Source organism: Vibrio sp. DNB22_10_4, assembly GCF_052879755.1.
Genome location: NZ_JBNNXW010000001.1, coordinates 828,811 through 848,715 on the forward strand (window position 1 = coordinate 828,811; position 19,905 = coordinate 848,715).

16 protein-coding genes are annotated in these 19,905 nt (G+C 44.9%); 7 read left to right on the forward strand and 9 right to left on the reverse strand.

The window, feature by feature from the left end; translation table 11 throughout:
• Window positions 1-18: 18 nt before the first annotated feature.
• The 7 genes from ACVA6Q_RS03555 to napF all read right to left on the reverse strand — a co-directional run bounded on the left by ACVA6Q_RS03555 (window position 19) and on the right by napF (window position 7,930).
• Window positions 19-3,168, reverse strand: coding sequence for an HD domain-containing phosphohydrolase (locus ACVA6Q_RS03555; RefSeq protein ID WP_446646546.1), 3,150 nt, complete (start codon window positions 3,166-3,168; stop codon window positions 19-21).
• 164 nt (window positions 3,169-3,332) lie between these two features.
• Window positions 3,333-3,467: a TIGR02808 family protein gene (locus ACVA6Q_RS03560; protein WP_353499530.1), complete on the reverse strand. Its 135-nt coding sequence runs from the start codon at window positions 3,465-3,467 to the stop codon at window positions 3,333-3,335.
• A gap of 11 nt (window positions 3,468-3,478) precedes the next feature.
• Window positions 3,479-4,057 (reverse strand): NapC/NirT family cytochrome c, encoded by a 579-nt coding sequence (locus tag ACVA6Q_RS03565; RefSeq protein ID WP_353499529.1) that lies wholly within the window; start codon window positions 4,055-4,057, stop codon window positions 3,479-3,481.
• A gap of 26 nt (window positions 4,058-4,083) precedes the next feature.
• Window positions 4,084-4,545: a nitrate reductase cytochrome c-type subunit gene (locus tag ACVA6Q_RS03570; RefSeq protein ID WP_042495465.1), complete on the reverse strand. Its 462-nt coding sequence runs from the start codon at window positions 4,543-4,545 to the stop codon at window positions 4,084-4,086.
• A gap of 77 nt (window positions 4,546-4,622) precedes the next feature.
• Window positions 4,623-7,112: a periplasmic nitrate reductase subunit alpha gene (napA, locus tag ACVA6Q_RS03575; RefSeq protein WP_446646547.1), complete on the reverse strand. Its 2,490-nt coding sequence runs from the start codon at window positions 7,110-7,112 to the stop codon at window positions 4,623-4,625.
• A complete protein-coding gene (locus tag ACVA6Q_RS03580; RefSeq protein ID WP_446646548.1) occupies window positions 7,109-7,414 on the reverse strand; it encodes a chaperone NapD in 306 nt (101 codons plus the stop codon). Before ACVA6Q_RS03580 ends, napA begins: the two co-directional genes overlap by 4 nt.
• Window positions 7,415-7,450: 36 nt before the next feature.
• The gene (napF, locus tag ACVA6Q_RS03585) at window positions 7,451-7,930 is read right to left on the reverse strand and encodes a ferredoxin-type protein NapF (RefSeq protein ID WP_446646549.1); all 480 of its coding nucleotides are present in this window, start codon (window positions 7,928-7,930) and stop codon (window positions 7,451-7,453) included.
• Between the two features lie 248 nt (window positions 7,931-8,178).
• Between napF and narQ the strand changes: the two genes are divergently transcribed.
• Together narQ and ACVA6Q_RS03595 are read left to right on the forward strand one after the other, a co-directional pair.
• A complete protein-coding gene (gene narQ / locus ACVA6Q_RS03590) occupies window positions 8,179-9,891 on the forward strand; it encodes a nitrate/nitrite two-component system sensor histidine kinase NarQ (protein ID WP_446647173.1) in 1,713 nt (570 codons plus the stop codon).
• A 47-nt stretch (window positions 9,892-9,938) separates the two neighbouring features.
• Complete coding sequence (locus ACVA6Q_RS03595) at window positions 9,939-10,571, forward strand: response regulator (RefSeq protein ID WP_353499525.1); 633 nt, start codon at window positions 9,939-9,941, stop codon at window positions 10,569-10,571.
• A 172-nt stretch (window positions 10,572-10,743) separates the two neighbouring features.
• Here ACVA6Q_RS03595 and ACVA6Q_RS03600 read toward each other — a convergent pair whose 3' ends face one another.
• Both ACVA6Q_RS03600 and ACVA6Q_RS03605 read right to left on the reverse strand, forming a co-directional pair.
• Window positions 10,744-12,174, reverse strand: coding sequence for a sodium-dependent transporter (locus ACVA6Q_RS03600; RefSeq protein WP_353499524.1), 1,431 nt, complete (start codon window positions 12,172-12,174; stop codon window positions 10,744-10,746).
• Window positions 12,175-12,884: 710 nt separating this feature from the next.
• A complete protein-coding gene (locus tag ACVA6Q_RS03605; RefSeq protein ID WP_446646550.1) occupies window positions 12,885-14,756 on the reverse strand; it encodes a methyl-accepting chemotaxis protein in 1,872 nt (623 codons plus the stop codon).
• A gap of 318 nt (window positions 14,757-15,074) precedes the next feature.
• Between ACVA6Q_RS03605 and ACVA6Q_RS03610 the strand changes: the two genes are divergently transcribed.
• The 5 genes from ACVA6Q_RS03610 (at window position 15,075) to ACVA6Q_RS03630 (ending at window position 19,880) form a co-directional block, all read left to right on the forward strand.
• The gene (locus tag ACVA6Q_RS03610) at window positions 15,075-15,776 is read left to right on the forward strand and encodes an aspartate/glutamate racemase family protein (protein WP_446646551.1); all 702 of its coding nucleotides are present in this window, start codon (window positions 15,075-15,077) and stop codon (window positions 15,774-15,776) included.
• 157 nt (window positions 15,777-15,933) lie between these two features.
• Window positions 15,934-17,403, forward strand: coding sequence for a transporter substrate-binding domain-containing diguanylate cyclase (locus tag ACVA6Q_RS03615; RefSeq protein WP_446646552.1), 1,470 nt, complete (start codon window positions 15,934-15,936; stop codon window positions 17,401-17,403).
• A gap of 75 nt (window positions 17,404-17,478) precedes the next feature.
• Window positions 17,479-18,396, forward strand: a complete 918-nt coding sequence (locus ACVA6Q_RS03620; protein ID WP_446646553.1) for a LysR family transcriptional regulator — start codon at window positions 17,479-17,481, stop codon at window positions 18,394-18,396.
• 95 nt (window positions 18,397-18,491) lie between these two features.
• Entirely contained in the window at window positions 18,492-19,106 is a 615-nt protein-coding gene (locus ACVA6Q_RS03625; protein ID WP_446646554.1) for a LysE family translocator, read from the forward strand.
• 48 nt (window positions 19,107-19,154) lie between these two features.
• The gene (locus ACVA6Q_RS03630; RefSeq protein WP_446646555.1) at window positions 19,155-19,880 is read left to right on the forward strand and encodes a hypothetical protein; all 726 of its coding nucleotides are present in this window, start codon (window positions 19,155-19,157) and stop codon (window positions 19,878-19,880) included.
• Window positions 19,881-19,905: the final 25 nt, after the last annotated feature.

Below are 19,905 nucleotides of genomic sequence, written 5' to 3' on the forward strand. Positions count from 1 at the left end.
TTTTTGATTTAGCCTGCTCTAACTGTCTGAGAGGTACTTACTCTCATCTACCACATCAATTTGGCTTTGCTCTAAGAACTGATTGGCGTAATCCATATACACTTTGCTGCGAACAAACAAACGAAAGACTTCGATATCCACATGATTATCCAGCGCCATATTGTGCAGAATATCGAGTGATTGACTGATGGTTTTCGCTTTTTTGTACGGTCTATCTGAGGCTGTGAGTGCTTCAAAAATATCGGAAACCGCCAGAATTCGCTCGGGTATAGATAACTCGTCTCCAGTTAACCGCCTTGGATATCCTGTCCCTTTCATTGTTTCGTGGTGAGTGGTGGCGATGCGCTCAACGTTCTGCAGATCTTCGGGAAATGGAATGCTACTCAGCATTTGGATGCCAGTGATCATATGTTCGTTGATTTTAAAGCGCTCTTCGGCCGTTAGTGTGCCTCGTGATATGGTGAGGTTGTGCAGTTCCCCTAGGTTATAGAGATGCTCAGGGACATCCACTTTTATGCCAAGCTCCGGTGGGTAAGTAATCTCGCTGTGATGATGGATAACGTGCTCGATTTTATCGCTGAGGAGCGATTCACTGACAGGGAGTGAGTTACTTTGTTTGGACATGCGTTTCTCTTCCACCGGTGATAAGCCTAATTGATTATCGAAATAGCGCTGCCACGGCTGTTTAGCTATCTCGATGAGTCGCTCTTTGTCTTGGTCATTTAAAAACTCGCCACCGATATTGACGTTAGCAACAAAGTCAAATTGTTCGCGAAGCGTTTGTTGGCGAGCTTGGAGCGCTTCGATGATTTGCTGTTTATTCTCTGGCCCGTCAATTTCAGATTTCAGCGCCTCAATTTCTGCATCACGCCATAACACTTCAAAGCGAGTTCTGACTTCATTGATGCGATTGTAATTGGTTTCAAGCTTTGTACCTTTATCTACGACGTATTCTGGTGTGGTTATTTTGCCGCAATCATGCAGCCAAGCGGCTATCCTAAACTCACGGCGCTCCGCGTCATTTTTAAAATGGAAATTCTCAAACGTGTTATCTTTTTCCTGTTCAGCGGCGTCAACCAACATGAGCGCAAGCTCTGGTACGCGCAGGCAGTGCCCTCCTGTGTATGGGGATTTGCTATCAATGGTTTTCGCAATTAGTTGGATTATCGATTCTATGAACTCCTCCTGAGATTGCTGATATTGGTTTAGGGATTGAGACATTTCAAAGATGGCAGTAGAAAGCTCATCGACTTCACGAATTGAACTGCTGTGCTTTTCGACTTGGTCATATTGACGACGTTTAACTTTGTCTGTTTCTTTAACGAGTCGATAGATAGGGTTAGAAAGCGGGGTACTGAAATACCAAACAATGGGGACCATGATTACCAGTGCTGCTAGTGTCCACAGTACGTTGTAGATTACGTAGTTATAGACATGGCCCAGCACTTTTTCTTCCGGTAACGATATGATTAGATACTCCGCAGGTACGTTGTTTACTTTATCGACGAATACGTAACTTGGTTTATTGTCGATATCAATGGCGGTGATATCACCAAAACTTGCAGGGTCGGCGAGACGTGATAACAACGTCTCATTGTTAATGTGCCCTAAGGTTTGTTTCGGGGAAGCCAGCCAGCGAGTTTTCATTTGTTCTAGTACACCAATTTCTTTTAAATATTGAAGAGACTGGTTGACAAGGGTGACATACGGCTGAAGTTCTTCCCTTGCGACGAAGGTAAAGCCTTTCGGTAAAATACTGTCATCGGCAATAGTTCGAAGGGTTAGCTCTCCATCATCATGCCGCGCTAGTTTGTTGACGAGAATCGCTCGATTGTCCAGTACCGCACTTATTCTTTGATCCTTTGCATCTTTTATCGCGTCACTGTACGTATCGTATCGATAGACGGTTATGTCAGGGTATGTATCGATAAGCCTTTGCGTCACTGACCAGCCATCAATCATGCCGATGGTTTTGCCGGACAGATCTGATAGTGAGTTTATCGCGGAGACGTTTTGGTGCGAGAGCACTGCATAGTCGAGTTCGTAGAGTATATCGCCTTCGAGGTGTGACTCGGTAATGGTGTTAGTCGTGGCGATAGACTGAAGAATATCAATATTTTGCTTTTGGAAACCTTCAACGAGTTCGCTCCAATGCAAACCATTGACATATTGGAACTGTAAACCCGTAGTATCGGAAATCAGTCTAAATAGATCGGGTGCCAATCCGTAAGGCTCACCACTCACAGCAAAATCGATAGGTTCCCAATTGAGTTGGTTAGAGACAGTGAGTACAGGGGCGTTTATCACGGTAGTGATTTGATCATCGCTTAGGGGCATGGTACTGACATAAGGGAGATCAATACTTTTTGAATCAAAATGATTACCTCCGATTATTCGACCATCGAAACTGCTCACATAAACTTCTGCTCCTTTAAGAAGCTCGACATCTTCTAGGGATTGCTCAAAGTGACCATCAAGTCCCGCTAGAGAGATATCGACTCCAACGACAGCATTACGATCTGGTAGGCGTTTGGAGAAGGTCTGCCCAGTGATTCTGATGTTGTGAAATAAATACGGCTGAGATTTGCTTACTGAACCGGGTTTTGCGCGCGTATACCAGCCACGTTCTGTTGGGTAGTAATTGCTAAGATTGGTAACCTCTCTGCTAGGTTCCAAATTGTCGAAGAAGTAGCGAGTGGTTTTAATTCGGCTATTGCTATTAGTTTGGTGTTCAACCACCATCCACGTTTCGCCTTCCATTAGGTCAAGCTGCCTGCGGATATATTCAGGTTCAACATTAAACAATTGAACAAAGTGGTCATCATCAAAACCGATATAAATACTGTGCAAAAAGTTATTGCCTACGAAAGCGGCGCCAAACAGTTCGATAAGCTCTGCTGTGGTTTTTTTTCCGGGTGTTGTATTTAGTAAGTAGGTCAACTGGTTTGTGGTTTGTTCTCCTACTTTATCGAACTGCTCTAGTCGATCAGATACGATGGAGGAGACAAGTTCGAGCGTGTCTAGCGCGGTATCAACTTCTCGTTGTTTGGTTAGCGAATAAATTACGGATGCAGACAATATCGCTGTGGCGGAGATCGCGACGATAAAGAGCAGCGCTACTGCGCGGCGAATGGAGAATTTTTTTAACCCACTGGACTTTTTGGACATGGACAAGCGAAACCTAATTAAGGTCGAGGTTATTCCTGCATTGTTAGAAGGGAACCTGACTCTATTTATCTAATTTTATTGATTTATTTAAATATAGTAGACATTTTGGTTTGCGAATAAAAAAAGCCTCGCGAATGCGAGGCTTAGTGATTGATTAGACGTGTTTATATCTCTTTGTCTTTACCAAGAGATAGCAACCAAAGTGATACGGCTGCAACCCCAACAAATCCAGACAAGATGATGACCGGCATTGCGGCGTAGCCAAGCACGTGCCAAATAACCGATTCAAATGTGCTCATTCAGTGCTCCTTTATTGCCAGCCTTCAACGCCTTCCATGTCAGGTAGACGGTGTGCGATACCTTTGTGGCAATCTACACAAGTCTTTTCACCTGACGCAAGCGCTGTCGAGTGTTGTTGAACGCTTCGTGGACCCTGTTCAGAAAAGTCCATAAAATCGAACTCATGACAGTTTCGACATTCCAGTGAGTCGTTACCTTTTAGTCGTGCCCATTCGCGCTCTGCTAGGTGCCCACGACGAGCTTGGAATTTCTCTTCTGTACCGATAGTGTCGAGTACATAGTGAGCGAACAGTTCTTTCGATGCTTGAACTTTACGAATGATCTTATCTGTCCAGTTATGTGGAACGTGACAATCAGAACAGATAGCACGAACACCTGAGCGGTTTGACCAGTGAATAGTTTCCTGGATTTCCGCTACGATAGGAGCATGACATCCCGAGCAAAACTCCTCGGTGTTGGTCATTTCCATACCCGTGTTAAACGCACCCCAAAACAAAAGCCCGCCAGAGAAGCCGAGAAACAGAACAACGCCTGCCGCGACTTTACTTGGTGACTTAAGACGTTTCCAAAACGCTTTTAAAAATTTCATATATAGCCTCTCTCTACTTCAATTGGCTATTCAGTACGCAATGAATCAACGCGCTCGAAATCGTTGCCAACCAAAGGTTGAGCGTCAACTTGAGGTACGTGGCACTGAAGACAGAAGTAGCGACGAGGAGACATATCAGCCAACACAGCATCTTCACGGTTCATGTAGTGAGTCACACTGATTTTGGTTGCACCTGCTTCTTTCGCATTCTTCCAGCTATGGCATGCCAAGCACTTGTTCGCGTTAAGCGATACTTCATAGTTACGAATTTGGTGAGGGATCAGTGGAGGCTGATACACATATGAACTCTCTACCAGTTGGTCTTTAGGTGTGTGTTTGAAGTCATCCGCAGGACGAGTGTCTTCAAGGTTTGTACTACCACGGAGTGAATCTAGACCACCAGTTCCACCCGGGTTATTCAATTCTGCTTGTGCTACGCCGGCGATAAGTGCACCAACAGAGAGAATAGCAACAATCAATTTTTTCATTTTTGTTTCTCCGCCTTTAGGCTAATTCTTCGATGGCTACTCCTACTGGAGCAGCCGTATTGCTCATTCGTTCTCTGTTAAGCCAATTTGGTGATCTTAACAGGGCACTTCTTGAAGTCTGTCTGTTTGGACAGAGGATCAGTCGCATCGAGAATCAACTTGTTGATTAGGATACGAGCATCGAAGAATGGTACGAATACCAAACCTTGAGGTGGACGGTTACGACCGCGTGTTTCTACACGTACGCGAACTTCACCGCGTTTGTTTGCCATGAGAATTTCTTCACCGCGACGTACACCGCGAGCCTTAGCATCTTCTGGGTGCATGTAACATACCGCATCAGGGACAGCTTTATACAGCTCAGGAACACGACGAGTCATAGTACCTGTGTGCCAGTGCTCTAGAACACGGCCGGTACATAGCCACAAGTCAAACTCTTCGTCTGGCACTTCTGGTGGCGCTTCGTATGGTGCTGAAATAATCAAAGCTTTGCCGTCTGGCTTACCGTAGAAGTCCCAACCTGAACCTGCTTTCGCATATGGATCTGAGCCTTCTTTGTAGCGCCAAAGTGTTTCTTTACCATCAACAACCGGCCAACGTAGACCACGTACTTGATGGTAAACATCGTATGGTGCTAAGTCATGACCGTGACCGCGACCAAACGCTGCATACTCTTCGAAAAGACCTTTTTGAACGTAGTAACCGAAGTGGTGTGCGTCATCGTTCAACTCACGAGCTTCTTCGATAGGGTACTTGTCGACTTGACCGTTCTTAAACAGCATGTCGTACATTGTTTTGCCACGGTATTCTGGTGCTTTCGCTAGAAGCTCTTCTGGCCAAACGTCTTCCATCTTGAAGCGCTTAGAGAACTCCATAACTTGCCATAAGTCAGATTTTGCTTCGCCCACGGTTTCAACTTGTTGATACCAAGCTTGAGTACGACGTTCTGCGTTACCGTAAGCCCCTTCTTTTTCAATCCACATAGCGGTTGGAAGAACAAGGTCAGCAGCTTGCGCTGTCGCTGTAGGGTATGGGTCAGAAACAACAATGAAGTTTTCCGGGTTGCGGTAGCCGGGCAGACGCTCTTCGTTAATGTTAGGACCGGCTTGCATGTTGTTATTACATTGAACCCAGTAGCAGTTTAGAACGCCGTCTTTCAACATACGGTCTTGCAGTACAGCGTGGAAACCAGGTTTTGGTGGGATCGTGCCTTCTGGCAGTTTCCATTCTTTCTCAGCAATCGCACGGTGTTTAGGGTTTGCAACTACCATATCAGCCGGTAGACGGTGAGCAAAAGTACCAACTTCACGAGCAGTACCACATGCTGATGGCTGGCCAGTCAATGAGAATGGGCTGTTACCCGGAGTAGCGATCTTACCTGTTAGTAGGTGGATGTTATAAACCAAACCGTTCATCCATACACCACGAGTATGTTGGTTCATACCCATAGTCCAAAGTGACATCACTTTAGTGTTTGGATCGGCGTATTGTTTCGCAAGCTCAATCAATTTCTCTGGCTCAACACCTGAGATCTCTGATGCTTTTTCTACTGTGTATGGAGCAACAGATTTTTTGTACTCTTCGAATGAGATATCACTCATGTTGCCAGAGTTAGGGTTTGCTGCTGCTTTTTGCAGTGGATCGTCATCGCGTAGACCGTAACCGATATCGGTATCAGCTTGTTTGAAGTTCGTGTGTTTGTTTACGAAGTCCCAGTTAACCGCATCGTTTTGAATGATGTAGTTAGCGATGAAGTTTGCGATCGCAAGGTCAGACTGTGGATTAAAGATGTAACCGTGATCTGCAAGCTCGAATGAACGGTGGTAGTACGTAGACAGTACGTTAACGCGAACATGAGGGTGACTTAGGCGACGGTCAGTAATACGCGTCCAAAGTACCGGGTGCATCTCTGCCATGTTTGAACCCCAAAGCACGAATGCATCAGCGTTCTCGAAATCATCGTAACAACCCATAGGCTCATCAATACCAAAGGCACGCATGAAACCCACTACCGCAGATGCCATACAGTGACGAGCGTTCGGGTCGATGTTGTTTGAACGGAAACCTGCTTTCATCATTTTAGCTGCAGCGTAACCTTCCATAACGGTCCACTGACCAGAACCAAACATACCGATGCTTGTTGGGCCTTTGGCTTTGAGAGACGCTTTCCATTTCTCAGCCATGATGTCGAACGCTTCGTCCCAAGAGATAGGTGCAAACTCACCGTCTTTGTCGAACTTGCCATCTTTCATACGAAGAAGAGGTTGAGTAAGGCGGTCATTACCGTACATTACTTTAGACAGGAAGTAACCTTTGATACAGTTCAAACCCTTGTTAACTGGCGCTTCAGGGTCACCTTGGGTCGCAACAACTTTACCGTTTTGCGTCCCTACTAGTACAGAACAGCCTGTACCACAGAAACGACAAGGTGCTTTATCCCAGGTAATTTTTGTTTGGTCGGAGCTAGCAATCAGGTTGGTTGCTGATGCAGGAAGGGTAATACCCGCTACAGCCGCCGCTGATGCCGCTGCGTTCGCTTTCACGAACGCACGTCTTGTCATTTTCATACTTCACCCTCTAATTGGGAATGGTTACTTCCAGTGTTATTTTTATCGTCGTCTAGCCCGGACTCAATTTGGTGAAACACCAAGGCGCAGGTTAGGACGTTAGGTAAGTTGTTGATAGCGTCAATAGTGTCAGTGACGAAACCTTGGTTTTCGGTCTCTAGGACGACAACGATCTTGCCTTCCTCACTGTCTCCATAGATCTCTGCGTTATCGAATTTCTCGATTTCGCTCTTAACTTGTGCGAGGTGTTCTGCCTTGCAGTTAACTACCAAACTTGAGATATGTACTTCGTTTAGTGACATTAAACGGTGTTCTCTTTGTTATTTTTAATTCTGTTTCTAGACATTGCTCACTGAGATAGAAGAAGTAGGGCACGGAGACACACAGGCTCCACATCCATTACAATCTGCTAACTCCAATTGAGGTAACGCGACACCACCTGCACGTAACTTAAACGTAATCGCCATTGTTTCGCAGCTATCACCACAGCTTCTGCACTCAACATTATTATGCGCTAAGCAAGTGTCATTAATGACGGCTTTGGCGTTCCATGGTTGTGTCTTGATACCATTAAATATAGGCTCTGGGCAGATTTCTGCACACTTGTAGCAAAAGGTACATTCATCAACTGCGAAGTCGATAGCAGGGTAGCCGCCGTCGCCTTTATGGATAATTCCTGTTTCACAAACTTCTTCGCATTTTCCACAGCGGGTACATAAGTCTGTAAACTGTTCAAGATTGTTGACCCAAGGGAGTCTGATTTGGGTAGGATCGATGGCTTTGCGTCTAAACAAACGTCGTTTTGCAATATCTACCATTCATGGCACCAATGAAATGTGTAATAACAAAAGTGTAGCCCACCTTACCTGTTAACAATCTTTAATTAATAGTCATATGAATTGTAGTTTTCGACACATTTGTATAAATACCTCCTAGGAGGTAATTGAGTGCTAAGCTTGTTTTGGATCAATAAATTACTGACAATAGATGGATAGTGTTGGCTCTAGTTTTAGCACGTTCGAGATGATGGCTTTGCGGGCATTCGATAATTTGATGAGATGAATGGATTATGAAAAAACCGACAAAATCCGTCACAGGAACCATAGCGAAGGCGATGATTTTGATTTTATTGCTCTCGTTAATCACAACCAATTTCGCGATTTTGACCTTGGCGTCGAGCTTGAATGATGCTGAAGCGGTCAATGTGTCGGGGTCTATGCGAATGCAAAGCTATAGATTGGCGAACGATATTCAAATGGACTCACCTGAGTATCATACCCATGTTGAGCAGTTTGAGCGCTCCCTCTACTCACCCTCTATGAAAGCGCTGCAATCTTGGGATGTACCAGAAGCAATCACTCAAGACTACTATCAAGTCATCATACGTTGGCATGAACTCAAGAAAATATTGGTGAGCGAAGACCGCCAGCAGTATTTGCACCTCGTCGCAGACTTTGTGGATGGCATTGACCACTTTGTGTTACAGCTTCAAGAGCACTCTGAAAACAAGCTGATTCGTTTAGCATGGGCGGGTGGTATAGGTTTAGGCGGAATCCTTATCGTTGCTATCTATGTGGTCTTGTTCGTGCGCAAGCAGATTGTAAGGCCGTTAGGTCAGTTAATTTCAGCCAGTGAGCAGATTCAAAATCGCTACTTTGATGTTAAGGTCGATCTGCGTTCTGATAATGAGCTTGGCATTTTAGGCCGCGCTTTTAAAAACATGGCCAATGACCTGGGGAAGCTTTACCGGGGGCTAGAGGATGCCGTGAATGAGAAAACGCATAAGTTGCAGCATGCTCATCAGTCATTGGAAGTGCTTTATCAATCGTCGCAGGAACTAACTGCCACGCGTATATCTCATGAAAACTTCAGAGCCATCCTTAGTTACATCTACAGTATTGAAGGTATTACGGCGGTTGAGCTTCAAGTTTCTGAAGTAGAAGGCACACCATGGGTAGTAAGTGAAGGTCAATTCAATGGTAATTCTGAACGAATTAAAGCACTGAAACTCGATGGTGAAACCTTAGGGCAACTGCGATATCAAATCGGCTTGCCGTGTCCTGATGAACAGCTGGTGGACAACTTTGCGCAAATTTTAGCGCGTGCGGTTTACTATAATAAATCACAGAGACAGACCGAACAGCTTATATTGATGGAAGAACGAGCTACAATAGCGCGTGAGCTTCACGATTCTTTGGCTCAGTCGCTGTCTTACCTAAAGATACAGGTTACACTGCTGAATCGCTCTATTAGCAAGGAGTTTGGCAGTCTTGAGGGCAGCCGATCTGCTGTCGTGCTCAATGATATACGAGAAGGGCTGGATAATGCTTATATTCAGCTTAGAGAGCTACTAACTACGTTTAGATTGTCGATTAAAGAAGGCACATTTGGTGAAGCGTTAACTGAGATGCTGAATCAACTAGATAGCCAAACCCCCGCCGATATAGCGTTAGATAATCAAATGTCATCTTTGGAGCTAGGTGCCAATGAGCAAGTGCACATACTGCAGTTGATTCGAGAAGCAGTGCTTAACGCGATTAAACATGCAAAAGCTTCAAAAATTCAGGTCTCTTGCCTAGAAGAAGAAAATGCAGTGGTCACGGTTAAGATAACCGATGACGGCGTAGGATTCGATCAAGCGATGGAGAAGTTGGATCACTACGGAATGAGTATCATGCAAGAGCGTGCGGCGCGCTTAAACGCAGATTTTTCGATACATTCTGCGAAAGAGCAGGGGTGTGAAGTGCGATTCACGTTTCAACGAACAGATGCAGCATAGAATGATTTCTGTACTGCAAAAACATAACAAAGCGAAGGAGCCACTCAGTGAGCGAATGTAAAGTCATGTTAGTCGATGACCATCCATTAATGAGGCGCGGCATTGGTCAGTTGCTCAGCTTTGAGGATGACTTTGAAGTCGTCGCAGAAGCCAGCAATGGCTCAGATGCTGTAGCCTTGGCTAAAGAGATAGAACCGGATTTGGTGCTTCTCGACCTCAATATGAAAGGCATGTCGGGTTTAGATACGCTAAAAGCGCTTCGTGAAGATGACTTCCAGGGCTTTATTGTCATCCTGACGGTCTCTGACATTCCTGCCGATATCGATTCGTTGGTGAAAGCCGGTGCCGACGGGTACTTACTAAAAGACACTGAGCCAGATGAGATAGTCGAACTCCTTCGCGGTCTAAGTGATGGCAGCAAAGCGTTTAGTGGTGCGATCAAAACGTATTTGAGTGAGCGCGCGAATATCAGTGATGTGTTTACCACGCTAACAGAAAGAGAGATGCAAATTCTTAAAGAGGTAGCGAAAGGGTTTAGGAATAAACAAATCGCCGACCGTTTGTTCATCTCTGAATCGACAGTCAAAGTGCACATGAAAAGCCTGTTGAGAAAGCTGCAAGTGCCATCAAGAACGGCTGCGACGATTTTATATTTAGAACGTTATGGTGAAGCTAAATAGCGCTGATTGAACTGCTGCGTTCAAATAAGTAATAAATCAAAATCCCGACCTAGAGTCGGGATTTTTTGTACGTATCGATATCTATCTTGCTATAACGTTACCCATCACTGGGAGTAACAGAGAAAAAAAGCCCCCACCATTAGGTGAGGGCTTGATAGATTTTAGAGCTTGGTTACAGCTTCTTAGAAAGCACACCAGTCAATGCGATGATACCAAGACCAATCAGCATGATAGGACCCTTACCGCTGTCGAAGCCGCTAGAGATACCAGCGAATGCTACGATAGCTACTGCTACAGGGATAACAAATTTAACTAGGTTGTACCACAGACCGAATAGTGGGAATTTAACCTCACCATCGTTAGTGATTTCTTTCTCTAGCTCTTCGCGGCTTAGTCTCCAACCAGCGAAGATACATACCAACATACCGCCAACTGCTAGGAAGATCTTATCAGTCATTAGGTCGAAGATATCGAATGCACCTGTATCAAACAGAGTAGGACCTACACCGCCTAGCGATAGAGAAGCGAAGATACATAGCACTGCCATTACTGCTGCTGCAGAAAGCACGGCTGTAGAACGTTTCAGGCCTTTCTCGTCGATTAGGTAAGACACAACAACCTCTAGTAGAGAAACTGAAGATGTCAGTGCTGCAACCGTTAGACCAACGAAGAACAGTAGTGCGAAGATAAGACCAACGCCGCCCATTTCAGCAAATAGCTGAGGAACAACGACGAATACTAGACCAGGACCTGCTGCTGGCTCCATACCCAGAGCAAACATTGCCGGGAACATTGCGATACCCGCTAGGATAGCAACACCCGTGTCCATTGCCGTAACCATACCTGTCGTTTGAACTAGGTTCTCTTTCTTCTTCAGGTAGCTACCGTATGTGATCATACAACCCATACCTAGGCTTAGAGAGAAGAATGCTTGACCAAGTGCTGCGAGCACAACGCCGCTATCTACTTTCGAGAAGTCTGGGCTGAATAGGAACTCAACACCTGCCATCGCGCCAGGTAGTGAAAGGCCTTTCACCGATACGATGATTAGGATAAGGAATAGGATCGGCATCAGGATCTTACCTGCTTTTTCGATACCACCTGAAATACCACGGCTAACGATGATGATGTTCATTAGCAAGTAGACACCCATCCAAAGAAGAGGCTGTACAGGGTCTGTGATGAAACCACCAAAGCTATCACCGATGGCTTCAGGTGTGCTCAACAGGCCTGTTGCGACTTTCTGAACATAAGCCAGCGCCCAGCCACCTACTACCGGGTAGAAACCCATGATAAGTAGACCACTTAGTACGCCAATTACCCCAACAAATGTCCAGCGACCGTCTGTCGATTTAAAAGCACCAACTGCACTGCGACCAGTCTTACGACCAACAGCAAATTCAGTCAGCATTACGCTAAAACCAATGAAAATAACAAATGCAAGATAGATAACGATGAATGCACCACCGCCATTTTCGCCTGCTGTGTATGGGAATTTCCAAATATTACCAAGACCTACAGCAGAACCTGCTGCGGCCATTACGAAGCCAAGCTTCGAACCCCAATTGTCGCGGGGTGCTGCGTTTGTGTTGCTCGTTGCCACGATAACTCCAATTAATCTGTTGTGTTTGTCCGTAACTTTGGCGCCGAAACGTTGTGTGTATTTTTTTATATACACCTTCTAAAAGTTGTAGAGGCGCGCTAACAGTGACAAGTAAACCAGTTTATGGTTGCAGTTGGAACCCTTAAAAGTGTTTTTTTCTGACTTTTGTAGGAAAAATGTTGTCAACTGCTGATTATTTAAACGTTGGTTGTATGTTTTTCTATAAAATCCTAGACAGGCAGTGCCAATTTCTGATTTTTGCTAGTCACTTCATTGCATATTATAGACAAAGATTCTGGAGATATTTGGATTTTTAGCATGACTACATTCGAAGCCATAGAGTTGCGAGGTGAATATAATTTGCCAGTGCTTGACTAACATTTCATCGATTACACGCAAAAAATGTATGTTTACTCGTGGGTTCTGAGAAGAATTGGTAGGTAATTTGTATGTTTTTGAAAGTCAATTTTTGTGGTGAATTTAATTGTTATTTGAATTGTAAATTATTCATTCCATGGAATTGATGCAAAGTTTCAATTTATAGTAACAAGGTAGTTAATAACTCTGGTTATTTCCAGAAAATGCCGATAATTAATCTATTGGATGAAATGGAGAAGATGAAAAGGAAGTCGTTTAAATGCAAGTAGGGTGATGGAGCGGAGAAAAGGGAACGCCTCTATTCAGATGCCTAAATAGAGGCGCCCCATCGATTAAACTTTAAAGCGGCTTAGAATAGCTTCTTGCTGGTGGACATTCTCAAATTGATCTGTCATCGCAGCATTCGCGCCATCAGCGGCCTCGGAAACCTGTTCGCTAAGGTCTTTAATCTTAACTGTATTCGCGTTGATCTCTTCCGCTACTAGGCTTTGCTCTTCAGCAGCCGCAGCAATCTGCATGTTCATGTCAGAGATTTGCGCAATAGATTGGCGGATACGTTCTAACGCATCGTTTGCTGACTGCGCACGATCTACAGCGAGCGTTGCACTGTCTTTACTTTGTGCCATTGCTGCCGATACCGAGTGTGCGCCAGATTGAAGTTGCTCGATCATGTTGCGAATCTCTGTCGTCGACTCTTGAGTGCGCTGCGCTAGCGTTCTAACTTCATCCGCTACTACGGCAAAACCGCGTCCAGATTCACCGGCGCGTGCAGCTTCAATTGCCGCGTTTAGCGCTAGCAGGTTAGTTTGATCGGCGATGTCGTTGATGACTTTAAGAATGGTTTCGATGTTGTCAGTGGCTGTTTCCAAACCCTGAACTTCAATGACAGCTTCTTGAATACTGTTTGACAGATTAGTGATGGCACTTGTGGTATCTAAAACGACTTCTGAACCTTCTTGAGTTGCACTATCCGCTGCTTGCGCCGCGCTTGCTGCTCCTTGTGCATTGTTCGCAACTTCTGAAGATGTGCTTGCCATCTCGTTCATTGCGGTCGCGAGTTGCTCTAACTCTTGAAGCTGAGTGTTCATCGCTATTGCAGAGTGTTTCGCGCCTTCAGTTGTTTGCTGCGTTAATGCCAAGATCTTAGTAGAGATTTGCTTCGACTGAATTATCTGCTGCTGAAGATTGCCAGTGAAGGTATTAAACCCTTTAGCAAGCTCGGCAAACTCCTCATCGGTATTGGTATCAAGACGATGAGTTAGGTCACCGTTGCCGTTGGCCACATCTTGAATTGCCGAATTTAGGTCATTGAGTGGGCGCATTAGAAAGCGAATAAGTACCGTTAAAGCGATGACACTGACGATCAGACCAATAACAGTAAATAGAATGGATTGATTACGCATGCTACTAATCGCGGAAAATGCGATGCTTTTATCAATGATTGCACCGACGTACCATTTTTCCTCAGGCACTTGCATTAAGTTGACTTGGTAATCTTGGCCGTTGATCGAAAGCTGTTGAGCGCCAGATTGAAGCTGAATACCGGGAACAAACTTAGTCACGGGTTGGCCGTTGAATGTGCTATCTGGGTGAGCAATGGTCATACCTTTGTCAGTCACGACAAACAAATAGCCTGCTCCAAATAGATCGGTTTGATTCACGAGATCAGCCAAGGTTGTTAAAGTCACATCGAAAACAACACTGCCAATAAAGCGACCAGAGTCGTCGTTAAGTGCTGAGCCGAGCGAAATGATGACATTTTTGGTTGATGAATCTACATATGGATCAGTGATGATAGTGCTATTGGACTGTTTTGCTTCTTGATACCAAGGACGTGTACGTGCGTCATAGCTGCTATCAGGCACCCAACCATCGTTGCTGACCAATGAACCATCGTTTTCATAGCCAATACCGACAGCTTGAAAACTGCTTCGTAGAGTTGGGGTTGTGACTACCTCGGTTACAAACTGGCGGTTCTTAGGATCAATTTCCAGAGATTCAGTTACTGAACTCGCAATATCACGCTTGGCGTTTAAGTCATAGGTGATGGTGTTTTTAATGCCCGTTGTCAGCTCATGTATGCTGCTATCAATGTGATTTTGAAGCTCGCTACGCACGGTAACCAACTGAGTGATGCCCAAAGTTGAGACGGTAACAAGCAGTAATGCCGCCGAGGCGGACACGATTTTGTGGCTGAATTTCATACTACGTCCTAGATTCGCTAAAACTATTGATCTATTTGTTGACTGATGTTGATTGTATATAAGATGTTATGAAATGTGTTTATTATTGAGAACACTGTTTTGTATAACTAAATATGGTATCGGTACTATGAGAGGATTCTTTAGCATTTTGAGCAACTAATTTTACTGGTCAGATTACTCTTGAGTCTTTGTTCAATAAGGGCTGTGCTTAGTATCTGAAGTTTAGTGATAAATGTAGGAAAGCCCTTACCAACTTTATTGATTATGATTGACTTAGTTGGTTATAGTCAGACCTTAGGAAGACGACAAGGAATCAAAATGAAAACAATCGGCCTGCTTGGTGGAATGAGCTGGGAATCGACAGCAAACTATTACAAAGCAATCAATGAAGGTGTAAAGACTGCGAAAGGCGGGTTCCACTCCGCAAAGATTGCGCTTTTCAGTGTTGATTTTGCAGAGATAGAAGCTATGCAGCGAAATGGCGATTGGCACGCTGCGACGGAGTATTTGAGTCAGGCTGCCCTTTCTGTTCAGGCGGCAGGTGCTGATGCACTGCTGATTTGTACCAATACGATGCACAAAGTGGCGCCAGAAATAGAGCAGAGATTGTCAATTCCGCTTATTCATATTGCCGACGCTACTGCAAAAAAACTAGTCAAAGATGGCGTAACCAAAGTCGGCTTACTTGGCACCGCCTTCACCATGGAACAGGACTTTTATAAAGGTCGTTTAGAGCAGCAATTTGGTATTGATGTCTTGGTTCCAAATAATGAGCAACGTAAGTGTGTCCACGATGTGATTTATCAAGAGCTCGTCAAAGGGGAGGTGCGTGAAGCCTCCAAGCAAAAGTATCTACAAATTGTTAGCGATCTGGCGGCGAACGGTGCCCAAGCGATTATTCTTGGCTGCACGGAAATTGCTATGTTAATTCAACAGACGGAGACTGTTGTCCCTCTGTACGACACAACTCAAATTCATAGCGATGCTGCTGTTAGCTTTGCTATTGATGATGAGCAATAATTTATAAATTCTATTCATCTCTCAGTCTTTATATAAGTAACGCCTTAGTGATCGACCATAGTGCGATCTAAGTCGAGAAACTCAAAAATACGGAAGGCATGTCACAAAATAAGCGGCTATAAATAAGACTCTTATTAAGTAGTTGCGAGTATGTGACATGTTGATTATGTCCCGGTTTAAGGTAGTTTGGCCGTTAGCCTTTATACTGGTACTGATCTGTCATGCTTCTTTTGCTTTTGATAATGAGCCTCCCCAAAGTCTTAACGTCTATGATGTCGCTTCTGAAGTGAGTGAGCCGTTCTCATCCAATCGTTTAATTGTCACCAACTCCAAAGCATGGAAACCATACTCATTTATTGATGAATCGGGAAAACCTGCCGGCATTTTGGTTGATTTTTGGGAAGCTTATGGTGAAGCCAATGGTGTTGAAATCGAGTTTCAATTAGTGGATTGGCAAGAATCTCTTGAGCGGGTAAAACACAACCAAGCGGACATTCATGCAGGGCTGCTTTGGTCTGAGTCGAGAGCGAAGTATCTGGCGTATGGACGAACTTTGTTTGCAATAGACACTCAGCTTTACTTCCACCAATCCTTGCAAACATTTGATGCGAATGCGTTTTTGCAAGGCAACCATAGACACAGTGTTGGAGTGGTTTCTGGCGGCTATGAAGCCGACTATATACAAACTCACTTCCCAAAGGTTTCGCTGACGTTTTTTGCTAATAATGCACTCATGATTGAAGCTGCACTTGGCAATAGAATCCGAGCATTCGTCGCTGATCAGCAAGTCGCCAATTATTATCTCACCACCTCCCGCGCTAGTGGGCAGTTTATAGGCGTTAAACACCTCTATTCAGGAGAGCTTTATTACGCTACGTCAATTTCGCGTGCTCAAGCTCTGGGCAGTGTGATTGCCGATTTCAACAATGTTACCGCACAGGAACGCACCCAAATATTAAGTCGTTGGATGCACATTACGACGGTCTATCCTGACTATTTACCTAAGTTGTTTATCGGTGTTGTTGGTGCGTTAGTCATCCTCTACTTAGTCGTATTCAACCTCGCAGTAAAGCGGCGCACAGCTGAACTGGCGAGAACCAATCAAAAGCTTAAACACCTATCAGAAACAGATGCGCTAACTGGACTCTGGAATCGCCGGTACTTCCTAGAGAAGCTCAAGCTCTACGGACAGGCAAACTGGAATTTGACCGTCATGATTGTCGATATCGACAACTTCAAGTCCATCAATGATACCTACGGGCACATCAAGGGGGATCTGGTGATTAAAAGTGTGGCGGAAAAACTCAATGGCTTGACGACCTCAACTCAAACCGTAGCCAGAATTGGTGGGGAGGAGTTTGCAGTTGCTTTTGTTAAAATGGCGAAAGGTGCTTCCGAGCAGCTTGCAGAAAACATTTGCCGCGCGGCGAGGGAGGTCGCTCTTGAGGAAATTGACTATCACATGGTGACGGTAAGTGTGGGTTGTGTCATCTATCAAAATGCGAGTGACTTTGAGACTCTGTATGAAGCCGATAAACTCATGTATGCTGCTAAAAAACAAGGCAAGAACCAAGCCGTCATCGAATATCTGCCATCAAGTAATCAGATCATCCAGTCGGCGAAATAATCACCTTAGGCCACTCTAGAGAGAGACCGTAGCTCACTATGTTGGGGGAGGGTGTACAACACAGCATGCAGGCCGATGAACAATAAAACCAATCTCAATCTTCTCTACACATTGCAAGTACTACTCTCAGAGCGTCATGTCAGCCGAGCTGCATTACGATTGAACCTAACACAGTCGGCAGTCAGCCGTCAGTTGAGCCAACTTCGTGAGATCTACCAAGATCCACTACTTGTGCGTGATGGTAGCCACTACGTTCTCACTCCACGCGCCATAAAGCTCAGCAATGAGATTGAACCTCTTCTCGATAATATACAGCGGGTGCTCGGAAATGACGAGTTTGATCCCAAGCACTACCAACAAACACTGACGTTTTCATCCTCCGATTATGTAGCTCAGTACATCTTCCCAGAATTGGTTGGGCGCATTGGAGAAAGCGCGCCATTAATGGACTTTTCTTATCGTCTTTGGGAGCCTAATTTACTGCAACGCCTCGGAGATACAGACGTTCAGCTAGCTTCAACTATGCTGCCGGAAGCGCCAAGCGGTTTGAGCTCCCGAAAAATTGGTGAAGACATACCTGTGATTGTGACTCGCCAGCATCATCCACTGAAAAGTCGTAAGGCACTGAGCTTTTCCGATTTGGAAGCCTATCCTCACATTCGTATTTCAGCGGGGGGTGATAAAGACAGCTTTCTTGATTCAGCGATGAACGAGGAAGGCCTGGAACGCAGAATTCTTGTCTCGACTCCATTTTTCAGCTCAGCCTTTGCCATGCTTTCACAAAGTGACGGACTGCTTACGTTGCCAGAACACATTGCCGTTAACCTAGCTAAGCAACTTGGGTTACGAATCTTCGAAATGCCATTCACTCCGCTTAAGCACCTCTACTGGCTAATTTGGCACCCAAAGTATGACCAAGATCCGGCGCACACTTGGCTACGTGAACAAGTGCTAGCGCATATGCGTACCTCGATGTATTCGGTTCGAGAGTGAGGATTATGATCTTAAATCATGATGATAATGACAAATCGTGATTTCAAATCATTAACGGTGAGTGGTAGATTGATGCTCAACGGAGGATACAATCTATGAGCTTCACTATTTGGTTATCACTTTTGGCTATTTGTCTGTTAGGAGCCATGTCACCAGGCCCGAGCTTGGCTATTGTCGCTAAACACAGCCTAGCCGGAGGCAGACAACATGGTCTTGCCACTGCATGGGCACATGCGTTTGGAATCGGCGTTTACGCGCTCGTTACCGTTCTTGGTCTCTCGGTATTATTGCATCAGTTCCCTTTGGTGTTTAAAGGGATTTCTCTATTAGGTGCATTGTATCTCGCATGGTTAGGCTATAACGCACTGCGCTCTAAAGGTGGGATTGTCGAGCGGTTGGAGTCGGGCAAGCAAGTCTCTGTAATGACTGCGGCAAAAGAAGGGTTACTCATTTCCCTTTTGAGCCCGAAAATCGCCCTGTTCTTTACTGCACTTTTCAGCCAATTTGTTGCCATAGGTAGTGAGTTATCTGACAAAGCGATCATCGTTTTCACCCCTTTGGTCGTTGATGGTTTGTGGTACACCTTGATCACTTTCATGCTGTCATCACCTCGTTTACTGAACAAGCTTAAATCTAAGGCGAAGTTGATTGACCAACTATCAGGATTGGTGCTTATTCTACTAGCAGTTCGCGTTGTGACGACCTTGTAATCATTCAATTAAAACTTGAGAATCACCGTTTACCTTCATAGACTTAGAATGCCTGACTACTCTTTGGAGAACGATGTGAAACAAGTCATTGTCCTTTTTTCAATTGCAGCTTTATTGCAAGGCTGCAATGAATACACCAGCGAACCGCGTCCAGAGGTCTTTACGCTCGACAATATCGATAGACTGGTGGTTGAAGATATTCTGATCCCAGAAACGTTGGATCCTAGAGACAAACAATATCGATATAAATCTGGTGCGGCAGATTTGAACAATGATGGTCGCAATGAGCTGTTTGTACTGATGCAAGACCCTTATTTTTGTGGTTCTGGTGGATGTACCGCTTATCTATTTGATGACAAAGGCAGCGTTCTTCATCGAATGACAGTAACGGAAACGCCAGTGCTATTGTCTAATCGCGAACACAATGGCTGGAGAGATTTCTATGTTTGGAGTGATGGTTCGCTGCGTACACTCGCCAACGATGGTACCAGTTATCCGAGCAATCCCTCTTTGGCTCCCGTTTACGATCGTAAGTTAGAGCTTGAAGCAGCACGGCAGCGAGTGGAAGTTCAAGAAGTGTTTGTTCAAGATGGTTACGATCTAGAACAAGTCGTTGATGTACCTATCTTCTATCCCGCTCACAGTTATCAGTTCACCTTTAAACACTATGGTGATCCTGACAATGCTTACCACGTCAGTCTCGATATGGTCACAGGAGATATGGAAATGATAACTAAAGCGCTCGCGACAGATAAAACTGACTCAAAAAACTGATATATCTCATAATTGAGATAAGCCA